The 11912-nt window shown below is 41.7% G+C and carries 9 protein-coding genes; 4 read left to right on the top strand and 5 right to left on the bottom strand.

Going from position 1 to position 11912, the window contains the following annotated elements; genetic code table 11:
• The first annotated feature begins 1 nt into the window (after window position 1).
• The 3 genes from BSHG_RS05330 to BSHG_RS05340 all read left to right on the top strand — a co-directional run bounded on the left by BSHG_RS05330 (window position 2) and on the right by BSHG_RS05340 (window position 5419).
• On the top strand, window positions 2–1102 hold the full coding sequence (locus tag BSHG_RS05330) for an ABC transporter permease (protein WP_005788223.1): 1101 nt from the start codon (window positions 2–4) through the stop codon (window positions 1100–1102).
• Window positions 1099–2217, top strand: a complete 1119-nt coding sequence (locus tag BSHG_RS05335) for an ABC transporter permease (protein ID WP_008660544.1) — start codon at window positions 1099–1101, stop codon at window positions 2215–2217. The genes BSHG_RS05330 and BSHG_RS05335 overlap by 4 nt, the downstream gene beginning before the upstream one ends.
• A gap of 133 nt (window positions 2218–2350) precedes the next feature.
• Window positions 2351–5419: a response regulator gene (locus tag BSHG_RS05340; protein ID WP_008660543.1), complete on the top strand. Its 3069-nt coding sequence runs from the start codon at window positions 2351–2353 to the stop codon at window positions 5417–5419.
• Window positions 5420–5514: 95 nt separating this feature from the next.
• Here the strand turns inward: BSHG_RS05340 and BSHG_RS05345 are convergent, their stop codons facing one another.
• The 5 genes from BSHG_RS05345 to uvrB form a co-directional block, all read right to left on the bottom strand.
• Entirely contained in the window at window positions 5515–5943 is a 429-nt protein-coding gene (locus BSHG_RS05345; protein WP_005788218.1) for an Hsp20/alpha crystallin family protein, read from the bottom strand.
• Between the two features lie 243 nt (window positions 5944–6186).
• Complete coding sequence (locus BSHG_RS05350; RefSeq protein WP_005793399.1) at window positions 6187–6651, bottom strand: hypothetical protein; 465 nt, start codon at window positions 6649–6651, stop codon at window positions 6187–6189.
• A gap of 44 nt (window positions 6652–6695) precedes the next feature.
• On the bottom strand, window positions 6696–7472 hold the full coding sequence (locus BSHG_RS05355) for a transglutaminase-like domain-containing protein (RefSeq protein ID WP_008660541.1): 777 nt from the start codon (window positions 7470–7472) through the stop codon (window positions 6696–6698).
• A 43-nt stretch (window positions 7473–7515) separates the two neighbouring features.
• The gene (locus BSHG_RS05360; RefSeq protein WP_008769003.1) at window positions 7516–8154 is read right to left on the bottom strand and encodes a vancomycin high temperature exclusion protein; all 639 of its coding nucleotides are present in this window, start codon (window positions 8152–8154) and stop codon (window positions 7516–7518) included.
• A 284-nt stretch (window positions 8155–8438) separates the two neighbouring features.
• Window positions 8439–10472 carry an excinuclease ABC subunit UvrB gene (uvrB, locus tag BSHG_RS05365; protein WP_005788206.1) on the bottom strand — a complete coding sequence of 678 codons (2034 nt, stop codon included), beginning with the start codon at window positions 10470–10472 and terminating at the stop codon, window positions 8439–8441.
• Between the two features lie 116 nt (window positions 10473–10588).
• Here uvrB and BSHG_RS05370 point away from each other — a divergent pair, with 116 nt between their 5' ends.
• Window positions 10589–11887 carry a phenylacetate--CoA ligase family protein gene (locus BSHG_RS05370; RefSeq protein ID WP_005788204.1) on the top strand — a complete coding sequence of 433 codons (1299 nt, stop codon included), beginning with the start codon at window positions 10589–10591 and terminating at the stop codon, window positions 11885–11887.
• Window positions 11888–11912: the final 25 nt, after the last annotated feature.

Below are 11912 nucleotides of genomic sequence, written 5' to 3'. Positions count from 1 at the left end.
TATGAAACAATTTATAGCATTTGTAAAAAAGGAATTCTTCCACATATTCCGTGACCGGCGGACTATGTTGATTTTGTTGGGAATGCCTGTCGTGCAGATTATCCTCTTTGGCTTTGCCATCACTACAGAAGTGAAAAATGTACGAGTGGGCGTACTCGATCCGTCAAATGACATCGTCACACGCAAAATTATCGATCGTCTGGATGCCAGCGAATACTTTTCCGTGAAGTGCCTTTTACATTCTCCGCAAGAGATGGAAAGGGCGTTTCAGGAAAACGAGATAGATATGGCACTCGTTTTCAGTGAGCAGTTTGCCGACCGCCTTTATACAGGTGATGCCCGTGTGCAAGTGGTTTCCGATGCAACGGATCCGAATATGGCTACCACACAAGCCGGCTATGCCACAGGAGTGATTGCTGCTGTCCGGCAGGAAATGCTTCCTCCCGGAATGTCAGTGCCTTCTGTCGTACCCAATGTGAAATTGCTTTATAACCCTCAGATGAAGAGTGCTTACAATTTTGTACCCGGTGTGATGGGGCTTATCTTGATGTTGATTTGTGCCATGATGACCTCTATCTCTATTGTCCGGGAGAAGGAAACCGGCACGATGGAGATCCTGTTGGTGTCTCCGGTGAAACCGCTGTTTATTATTCTGGCCAAGGCAGTTCCCTATTTTGTATTGTCATTTGTCAATCTTACGACGATTCTGTTGCTTTCTGTTTATGTACTCGATGTGCCTGTGGCAGGCAGCCTGTTCTGGCTGATTATGGTGTCGTTGCTTTTCATTTTTGTATCGTTGTCGCTGGGATTACTTATCTCTACGGTGACACGGACACAGGTAGCTGCCATGCTGGCCTCGGGTTTGGTACTGATGATGCCTACCATGTTGCTTTCGGGTATGATATTTCCGATAGAAAGTATGCCTTTGGTGCTGCAATTAATTTCTGATATACTGCCTGCCCGCTGGTATATTCAGGCTGTACGTAAGTTGATGATCGAGGGAGTGGACATCTCGTTTGTATGGTCTGAAGTCAGTATTCTGGCTTTGATGGCAGTTCTGTTGATAACAATAAGCTTCAAGAAATTCAAAAACAGGTTATGATTAAATATCTTATAGAGAAAGAATTCAAGCAGTTGCTCCGCAACTCCTTCCTGCCGAGGTTGATATTTATCTTCCCTTGCATGATTATGCTTCTTATGCCTTGGGCGGCCAATCTTGAGATAAAAAATATCCGGATGAATATAATTGATAATGACCATTCGGTTATTTCCCGCAGGCTGGTGGATAAAATAACGGCTTCAACTTACTTTCAGACCACTGCTTTGCCGGATTCTTACGAAAAAGGTATGGAGGCGATTGAAGCGGGAACAGCCGACCTGTTACTTGAAATACCCAGAGGCTTCGAGAAGGATTGGGTGAATGGCAGTGCTGCCAATGTACTTTTGGCTGTCAATGCCGTGAATGGTACCAAGGGTGGCTTGGGAAGTTCCTATTTGTCTGCCATTGTCAATGACTATGGAGAAGAATTACGGACTGAAAGCGGTACCACCTCTTTCTCTGCCGACGGAAATCTGCCCCGGATTGATATTCTCACCCAGAATCTTTTTAATGCCCGTTTGGATTATAAGCTGTTTATGGTTCCGGCCCTGATGGTGATGTTGCTTACGATGCTTTGCGGCTTTCTGCCTGCATTAAATATAGTAGGGGAGAAAGAAGCCGATACGATTGAACAGATCAATGTAACTCCTGTCGGAAAGTTTACCTTTATTCTTGCCAAATTGATTCCCTATTGGCTGATCGGTTTTGTTGTCCTGACTCTTTGCTTTGTTTTGGCATGGACACTTTATGGTATCTTTCCTGTGGGGCATTTTTGGGTCATCTATTGTTTCTCCATTATATTTGTCCTGGCTGTATCCGGCCTCGGGCTGGTCATTTCCAACCATTCGGCTACGATGCAGCAAGCTATGTTTGTTATGTGGTTCTGTATGTTGATCCTGATTCTGATGAGCGGGCTGTTTACCCCTATTCGTAGTATGCCCGAATGGGCGCAATGGATAACAATGCTCAATCCTCTGAAATATTTTATGCAAGTGATGCGTATGGTTTATCTCAAAGGGAGTGGCTTTATTGATTTGTTGCCACAGCTGGGGGCGTTGCTGGCCTTTGCACTGCTTTTCAATGTTTGGGCAGTGAAGAGCTATCGGAAAAGCGGTTGACTTTATGGAAGAGGGCCTCAAAAGCCTCCGAAAAGTGGTTGAGAGACTTAAATTTCTCTGTAAATGTACGTTAGCTTGTAACTTATGTGTATTTTTGTAGAAGGAAAAAACAGATATACAAAGTTATTACGTAATGAACAAACAAACATCAACCCCTTCTCAGATTCATCGACTTCAGCAGACCATTTATGAAAATCTTCCTGTAGGAATGGAATTGTACGATGGCGATGGGTATCTGATAGAGATTAATAGTGTGGGACTAAAGATGATGGGAGTGAAGGATAAACAAGATATGTTGGGAATCAATATCTTTGAGAATCCGAATATTCCGGTGGAGATGAAGAGGCGTCTACGTGCGGGAGAGAATATCCGTTTTACGGTCAAATATGATTTTGACCTGGCAAAAGCCCATTATCCGACTGTTTTATCAGGAATCAGTTATTTTGAAATTACTGTATCGGTCGTTCTGGATGAAAATAAGGAGATTGATAAGTTTCTTTTCATAGCACAGGATGTGACTGAAGCTGTGCATACTCAAGAGATATTGCGGCAAAGCAAGCAAAAAACGGCATTGGCCATGCAGGCTGCTGAGGTGATGTTGTGGGAATTTGATGTTTGTACCCGGTTGTTTTATGCGGAGAATGAACCTCTTAATGGTTATGATCCTACCCAAGCACTCACTATCGAAGACTATAAGAAACAGATTCATCCGGAGGATTGGAAAAAAGCGGAGATTATCCTATTGGATATGCTCAGTGGTTGCGATTGTCTGTATGAAATAGATTTCCGGATCAGGTTGTCCGATACATCCGAATGGCAATATTGTAAACTGAACTGTACCCCGTATGAAAGAGGGACGGATGGAAAGGTAATTAAATATGTGGGTTTTCGTAAAAACAATACGGAGCTGCAAAGGCGCAAGCTGCTACAAGAGAATATTTTGAACAGCATACCGCTTCCCATTCATATAAAAGATGTGGAAGATGATTTTCGTTATGTCTTCTGCAATGAAGAAAGCATGCGGATGTTCGGCACCCATGAGGGTGAAACCGTATGTAGCGTTCTGGATAGCGAACAGGCGGAACGTATGCAGAAAACAGATCTGGAAGTCTTCACTACCGGAAAGCCTTATTTTGGGGTAGAAAGAATCATATTGAAAGACGGACGCAGCTATGATACCATCGTGCGCAAGAATATCATCTATGATGGTACCAAGCGTCTGTTGCTTAATATCCGCTGGGATCAGAAATTGCAGAATGATCTTAAGCGCCGTGCTAAAGTGCTCTCTATGTCAATGGAAGTAATGAACGCTTATACCTGGTTTTATGAGCCGTCGAAACAAAGGGTAAGCTTTGGTGAAGGATTTGATAAGATCGGGCGGAATGCTTTGGATATCAACTCGTTTGAAAAGTTTGCAGGGTGTGTGCACCCTGATGATCGGCAACGGTTTGTCGATACAATGGATGCGGTGCTCAAACAGGATAGCGGCGAATGGGATATAGAATATCGTGCTGATCTGAGAGGAAACGGAAACTATGAATGGTGGAAAACCCGCGGAGTACTTGAAACCTCCATACTCAATGATCATCCTTATCAGTATGTTTCCGGAATGTCAATCAGCATCGAATCCTACAAACAGACAGAGTTGACTCTGCTGAAAAATAAAGAAAAGCTGAATAAACTTATCCGACAGAATGAACTGGTATTGAATAACACTAATTCGGGGTTGGCCTATATCACGACAGATTATGTAGTACAATGGGAAAATGTGTCTGTCTGTTCATCCAGCCTCTCTTTTGAGGCTTATAAAAGAGGAGAATGCTGTTATAAAAGTGCTCATAATCGGACTTCTCCTTGTGACAACTGTGTGCTAAGCAAAGTATTGGTATCAAGACAGATGGAAAAGATCAAGTTTCATCTGGAGAATAACCGGATTGTAGAAGTGCTGGCTACTCCTGTATTTAATGAAAGTGAAGAGATCGACGGTATTGTCATTCGTGTGGATGATATTACTGACAGGGAGAGGATGATTGAGGAGTTGAGACAGGCGAAATTGTTGGCCGAACAATCGGATAAGCTCAAGTCGGCCTTTCTTGCCAATATGAGTCACGAAATCCGTACTCCACTAAATGCTATTGTCGGCTTCTCTGACCTATTGATGAATTCGGAAGAACAGGGTGATAAAGAAGAATACATGCAGATTATCAATACCAATAACGAATTGCTGCTGAAACTTATTAATGATATTCTGGATTTGTCGAAGTTGGAGTCCGGTTCGGTGGAGCTGAAATATGAGGAATTTGATCTGGCAGAATATTTCGATAGTATGGCATCTTCAATGAAGCAACGGGTGACAAATCCTAAAGTGCAGTTGGTCGCGGTGAATCCTTATAGTGTGTGCCGGGTGAGACTTGACAAAAATCGGGTTGCACAAGTGGTGACTAATTATGTAACTAATGCCATCAAATATACGCCGCAGGGAACTATCGAGATGGGATACGAGGTGGTAGACACCGGAATCCGTCTTTATGTAAGGGATACCGGTATCGGTATACCGGAGGAGAAAAAGAGGAAAGTCTTTCATCGGTTTGAGAAATTGGATGAATTTGCACAAGGCACCGGTCTTGGACTCTCTATATGTAAGGCTATTACCGAATCGATGGGAGGAAGTGTCGGTTTTGAATCGGAATATAGCCGGGGATCTCTTTTCTGGGCTGTTCTACCTTGCGATCCGGAGGTACAAATGCGTTGGGAGTCCAATATCGCCATTGGACAGAATACAGGTAAAGATGATCTGATACGTAGCGGAAATCAGTATTCGGCTTTGGATAGAAAAACAGTCTTGGTTGTAGAAGATACTTCAAGTAATTATCTGCTGATATCGGCTATGTTGTCCAAACATTATAATTTGCTTCACGCTGTGAATGGGGAGCAGGCTGTAGCGATGGTAAAAGAGTATAAAATAGATCTCTTGTTGATGGATATGAAAATGCCGGTAATGGACGGACTGACGGCAACAGCTGAGATTCGGAAGTTTGATACGAATATTCCTATTGTAGCTCTTACAGCGCATGCTTTCGAGTCCGACAAGGTAGCTGCGCTGAAATCCGGTTGCAATGATTATCTCGTGAAGCCGGTGGATAAAGCAAGACTAATGTCTGTATTGCGCAAATACTGCCACCCTTCAACTCTTATTTTATAAAAGAATACCCCGGAATCTTTCTCTCTAATGGGGAGATGATTCCGGGGTGATCTTTAATCCCTTTGTATTAAGGAATTTCCACTAATTCAATGAGTTTATTTGACTTCAATGGTTCTGTCAGGTTTCTTCACTTCTTCTTCACTCAACTTGGGTAGTTCGATGTTCAGGACACCGTTTTCCACTTGCGCGGAGATGTGATCTTTATCTACGTTCTCCGGCAGAATCATTGTCTGCTGGAATTTAGAATATGAAAATTCACGGCGTAAATAGCGACCGTCTTTCTTTTCTTCCTTGTTTTCAGCTTTCTTTTCCATTGAAATTACCAGGTTGTTTTCTTCATCAATCCGTACGCTGAAATCTTCCTTAGTCATCCCTGGTGCGGCCAACTCTAATTTATAGGCCTTATCGGTTTCAATTACATTAATAGCAGGTGCGGTAGCATTTGCTTTAGCCATTAATTCGTTATCAAAGAAATCATTAAAGATACTTGGTAACCAATTCTGAGATCTTCTAACAGGCATCATAATTTAGTCTCCTATCTTTTAGTTAAACATTCAGATTAATTCTTGAATTCCGGTTCGTCGTTTCGAACCGTCGTTCACTAAAGAAATTACAAAATTTGTGCCAGTGCCATATTCTTCCTTAGTTTGACTAAATGTCAGGGAGGTAATGCCAATTTTACCATTTTGCTGTCAAATTGTTCCTGTATTTATACTTTGATAAGACTTTTGTTAATAATCTATTAGTTGATTGAGACTGTTACATACCTATTTTATCAGTTTGAATCTGAGGCGTAATTTTCCGTCGGCATAGTCGTAACTGATAATTTTAAAAAGACCTATTTCTGATGTGTTTTCTACGTGTTGCCCGATGCAAGCGCAAGCATCGTAATCTCCTATTCTGACAATACGTAATATTTCGCTTGCATTTTCCGGAAGCTTACTCAGGTCCACAATGCTTTTGGCTTCTTCGTGTGTCATGAACTCACAGGTTACAGGTAAATGGCGATCGATAGCTTCATTTACTTTTTCTTCAATGGCATGAATTTGCTCCTCCGTTGGGCAAGTCGGAAGTTCGTAATCACATTTGCTTTTTTTCTTTTCGATATGTGCATTTCGTGAACGAGGACATCCGAATGTTTTTACCATAGTGGCATTGAGCAAATGCTCTGCTGTATGCATCGGGGGATATTCTTGTTTATTGTGGTCGTTGAGTTGAGGTTGTTGTTCCATGATTATCTGAGCATTATTTTCCTTTTTATATTTTTGATGTACATTTATTCTTTTACTATTTCTATAGACTTGGGTACTAGGTCCATAAAAGAGTTTAATCCACAGCCTGTATAATCTGTTCCGGCAAAAAGTTGGATTATAGTTGTTGGTAACCAGCTTTTTCCGGATTGGGGGTCTACTGCCATCCATCCGTATTGTTTGAGGTAGCATTCGGCCCAGGCATGACATCCATAGAATTTTTGTTCAGGTATAAAAATAAAACCGGCAACAAACCGGCAAGGAATTCCTTTCTTTCTCATAAGTGCCGTGAATAAATTAGTATATTCGCTGCAAGTACCTTTCTTTCTTTGAAGGATATGATTTACATCCAATGTTTTGCAATCACCTCTTGAAATAGCCGTGGCTAGAGAATCATCAAAACTTATATAATGGGATACAAACTCCAAGCCCTTTTTTATAATTGTCATTATACTGTCTTCGCCTTTGAATAAAGAGTCTGTTATAAGTTCGATAGTAGGAGAAGAATAGTCAATGAGTCGGGTGGGGTTTAGATAAGAAGCGACCTCTCCGTCATAGATGTCATTGGGGCTATAAAGAACCTTTTCTGCTACTTTTCTTTTTAAGGTATCGTCATAAGCTTTGGATACTTTTACGGTGAAATAGTAGACACTGTCTGCCTTTTTAAAATTAGAAACCTCTTGGGGATAAGAATCTGTAACCGGAGAGTAGTTTCTTGTCACCATTCGATAAGTCGTTTGAGCATGGCACGGGAACGAAAATGGTATCAGTGGCAGTAAAAAAAGAAATAGTAACTTTTGCATGTATTATATGATAATGATGTTATTAGGGGGGAATATACAATTATTATTCGGGTATCTTTACCTTTTCTCCAAGATGTTTGGGAGCTTTATTGGTAACTATATCCACAAAGACTTTTACTCTTGCCAATAATTCTCGAAGATTCGTTTTAAAGCCGGCATACGCACTCACATCCTGAGCGTTGTATCCGATAGCCTGGAGGTGACTTTGCTGAGCCAGATAAATTGCCCGTTCGTTATGAAACTGTTGTGAAATCAGAGTAAAACGCTCCAAACCAAAAATTAAATGTGCTCTTACCACAGAATCCAATGTTCTTAAACCTGCATAGTCCAGTATAATCCGTTGGTCAGGTATTCCTGCTGCTATAAGTGCTTTTTTCATTTCTTCCGGTTCGTTATAACTATTTCTCCGGTTATCACCGCTAACCAGTATATATTTGACTTTTCCGGCATTGTAGAGTTCTGTGGCAGCTTTAATCCTATAGTCGAAATATAGGTTGGCTTTTCCACTTTTCAGTTTAGGTGAAGTTCCCAGTAACAGTCCTACCTTATTATATGGAATATCGGAAACAGTCGAATAGATATATGTTTCGCTATTTTTCTGTATAGTCCGGTTGCAAACATAGATGGTGATCACAAGGACTATCAACAATAAAGGTATTCCCATAAGGACGATCTTTTTCATTTTTCTATATTCAGGATGCTGTGCAAAGATAAGGATTTGGTGTGAAAGTTGATTTGAAAGCATAAAAAAAGGAGCAACGCCTTGCTCCAACCTTTGTTAACCTTAAATCTAATACTATGAAAAACACAATGCAAAGATACAGATTTTTGAGATCTTGGCAAATGTTTCATAGAAAACCTTTCTTTTTATAACATTTATTTTATTTATCAGCTTAATTTGTTAGGATAATTAAGAGTTAAAGAGTTCACTTTGATATATTCTGGAAGTTTATTACTTGGATATTCTTATCCGGGCCATTTCTCTTTCATTAAGTCCTCCATCTTAAGTAATTCGTCTCTGTATTGAGCTGCTTCAATGAATTCAAGTTTCTTAGCTGCTTCCTGCATTAACTTGCGAGTACGCTCCATACTTTTTTCCAGTTGGGCTTTGCTCATATATTGTACGACCGGATCAGCTGCAATATTGGGTGAAGAAGGCTCCACGTATGCACGGGTACCTTTTTGAGTATCTTCTGTTTCTGCTCCGTTTCCGAAAACAGACAGATTACGGGCCTTTTTAATTTGTTGCGGAGTAATACCATGTTCTTCGTTGTATGCAAGTTGCTTCTCACGGCGACGATTGGTTTCATCAATAGTCAGTCGCATGCTATCTGTGATTTTGTCTGCATACATGATCACCATTCCATTTACATTTCGGGCTGCTCGTCCGGCAGTTTGTGTCAATGAACGGTGGGAACGGAGAAATCCTTCTTTGTCCGCATCGAGGATGGCAACCAGTGACACTTCCGGAAGGTCGAGACCCTCGCGCAATAAATTCACCCCGATCAACACATCGTAAACTCCTTGACGGAGATCATCCATGATCTTGACCCGTTCCAATGTATCCACATCACTGTGAATGTAGTTGCAACGTACGTTGTTGTTTAATAGATATTCTGTCAATTCTTCGGCCATACGTTTGGTCAGTGTGGTGACAAGTACGCGTTCTTCTTTCTCAATGCGTATCTGTATTTCTTCCATCAGATCATCGATCTGATTCAGGCTGGGACGTACCTCGATCACCGGATCGAGCAGACCGGTAGGACGGATCACCTGCTCGACAACAATACCCTCGGACTGTACTAATTCATAATCGGCAGGAGTAGCGCTGACATAAATCACCTGTTTAGCCATCGACTCGAATTCTTCGAATTTCAGGGGGCGGTTGTCCATAGCTGCCGGTAAACGAAAACCATATTCCACTAAGTTTATTTTACGGGCACGGTCACCTCCGTACATAGCTCGTATTTGCGGTACGCTGACGTGGCTTTCATCTATTACAATCAAAAAATCGTCAGGGAAAAAATCCAGCAAACAGTATGGACGTGTACCTGCAGCACGGCCGTCAAAATATCGTGAATAGTTTTCAATACCTGAGCAATGACCGAGTTCCCGAATCATCTCCATATCATATGTCACTCGTTCGTATAGACGTTTGGCTTCGTACTCTTTGCCGATAGACTCGAAATAGGCAACTTGTTTGGTAAGATCATCTTCTATTTCATGGATGGCCCGTAAAGTTGCTTCTTTAGTAGTCATAAACAGGTTAGCCGGGTATATTTTATAGGCTTCAAAAGGTGCGATGGTGACTCCGGATACCGGATCTACTTCTTCGATACCGTCAATTTCGTCTCCCCAAAAGGTTACCCGGAGCAGATTGTCCGAATAGGCCAGATATATATCCACCGTATCTCCTTTGACCCGGAAATTTCCACGATTCAGTTCAATATCGTTGCGCATATACAGGCTGTCTACCAAACGGCGAAGAAATACATTGCGGTTGATGGTCCGGCCTCGTTCTATTTCAATTACATTGTTATAAAAATCGGATGGGTTTCCCATACCATAAATACAAGATACGGAGGATACAACCACTACATCTTTTCTGCCGGATAGAAGAGCCGAAGTCGCAGCCAATCTGAGCTTATCTATTTCGTCATTGATAGCGAGGTCTTTTTCTATATATGTATCCGAACTTGGCAGATAGGCCTCCGGCTGGTAATAATCATAATAAGATACATAATATTCGACAGCATTATTGGGGAAAAATCCTTTAAATTCGCTGTAGAGCTGGGCTGCCAGTGTTTTGTTATGGCTTAAGATCAATGTTGGTTTATTGATATTGGCAATAACGTTGGCTATGGTAAATGTCTTTCCGGAACCGGTTACTCCCAGTAACGTTTGTGCCGGTACGCCTTCAAGAACCCCTTCGGTCAGTTGCGCAATTGCTTCCGGCTGATCTCCGGTCGGCTTGTATGCGGATGTTAATTCAAAATTCATGCTTCTTTTTTTCTTTCAGAAGACAATATTCGGCAAAATAGTTGAGATAAACAAATCAAATTTTAAAATAAATCCTTTACTTTGCACAACATAACTAACAAAATACAACGAAAGACATGATTTGGAATGAGAGCATCGAATGCATGGAACGCGACAATTTGCATAAAATCCAGAGCATTAGACTGAAGAAAATAGTAGAATACGTTTATCATAATACGCCGTTCTATCGTAAAAAAATGCAAGAGTTGGGCATCACACCCGATGATATTAACGGGATAGAAGATATATCCAAATTACCATTTACCACTAAATTAGATTTACGCGACAATTATCCGTTTGGCTTATGCGCTGTACCCATGAGCCAGATCGTTCGTATCCATGCGTCCTCCGGTACTACCGGGAAACCGACTGTAGTGGGATATACCCGTAAGGACTTATCGACTTGGGCAGAATGTCTGTCGCGTGCCTTCACAGCTTATGGCGCCGGCCGTTCTGATATATTTCAGGTATCTTACGGTTACGGTTTGTTTACGGGCGGACTGGGTGCACATGCTGGTGCCGAGAATATCGGAGCGTCGGTTATCCCCATGTCAAGTGGTAATACGGAAAAGCAGATTACATTGATGCATGATTTTGGCTCGACTGTGTTATGTTGTACACCGTCTTATGCTCTTTATCTGGCTGATGCGATTAATGACTCAGGTTTTCCACGCGAAGAATTTAAACTGAAGGCGGGTGCTTTCGGTGCGGAACCCTGGACGGAAAGTATGCGTAAAGACATCGAAACCAAATTGGGCATTAAGGCTTATGATATATATGGATTGAGTGAAATTGCAGGTCCCGGTGTTGGATATGAATGTGAATGCCAGAATGGTACGCACTTGAATGAAGATCACTTCTTCCCTGAAATAATAGACCCGCATACATTGCAGCCTGTAGAACCCGGACAGACCGGGGAACTTGTTTTTACCCATCTGACGAAAGAAGGTATGCCTTTATTGCGCTACAGGACAAAAGATCTGACGGCTTTGCATTATGAAAAATGTTCTTGCGGACGTACTTTGGTGCGTATGGACCGCATCTTGGGACGTAGTGACGATATGCTTATTATCCGTGGAGTCAATGTATTCCCGACACAGATAGAATCTGTTATTCTGGAAATGGCGGAATTCGAGCCACATTATCTGTTGACCATTGACCGCAAGAACAATACGGATACTATGGAACTGAAGGTTGAGGTTCGTCCTGACTATTATTCGGATGAAATTAACAAGATGCTGGCTTTAAAGAAGAAATTGACAGGCCGCTTACAAAGTGTATTAGGTCTGGGAGTAGACGTGAAGCTGGTAGAGCCGCGCAGCATTGAACGCAGTGTGGGCAAAGCGAAGCGTGTGATTGATAATAGAAAACTATAACGAATATTAAATATAAAGTCATTTA

The organism is Bacteroides sp. 3_2_5 (genome assembly GCF_000159855.2).
In the GTDB taxonomy this organism is placed as follows: Bacteria; Bacteroidota; Bacteroidia; order Bacteroidales; family Bacteroidaceae; genus Bacteroides; species Bacteroides fragilis.
Note: the sequence above shows the minus strand (reverse complement) of the source record. Positions and strands in the feature narration are given on the sequence as shown.

What these genes read in the sequence shown, in the direction of transcription:
- BSHG_RS05340 (WP_008660543.1), top strand. Translation starts at nt 2,351, where the DNA reads ATGAACAAACAAACATCAACCCCTTCTCAGATTCATCGACTTCAGCAG.
- BSHG_RS05355 (WP_008660541.1), bottom strand. Translation starts at nt 7,472, where the DNA reads ATGCAAAAGTTACTATTTCTTTTTTTACTGCCACTGATACCATTTTCG.
- BSHG_RS05370 (WP_005788204.1), top strand. Translation starts at nt 10,589, where the DNA reads ATGATTTGGAATGAGAGCATCGAATGCATGGAACGCGACAATTTGCAT.
- BSHG_RS05330 (WP_005788223.1), top strand. Translation starts at nt 2, where the DNA reads ATGAAACAATTTATAGCATTTGTAAAAAAGGAATTCTTCCACATATTC.
- uvrB (WP_005788206.1), bottom strand. Translation starts at nt 10,472, where the DNA reads ATGAATTTTGAATTAACATCCGCATACAAGCCGACCGGAGATCAGCCG.
- BSHG_RS05350 (WP_005793399.1), bottom strand. Translation starts at nt 6,651, where the DNA reads ATGGAACAACAACCTCAACTCAACGACCACAATAAACAAGAATATCCC.
- BSHG_RS05360 (WP_008769003.1), bottom strand. Translation starts at nt 8,154, where the DNA reads ATGAAAAAGATCGTCCTTATGGGAATACCTTTATTGTTGATAGTCCTT.
- BSHG_RS05345 (WP_005788218.1), bottom strand. Translation starts at nt 5,943, where the DNA reads ATGATGCCTGTTAGAAGATCTCAGAATTGGTTACCAAGTATCTTTAAT.
- BSHG_RS05335 (WP_008660544.1), top strand. Translation starts at nt 1,099, where the DNA reads ATGATTAAATATCTTATAGAGAAAGAATTCAAGCAGTTGCTCCGCAAC.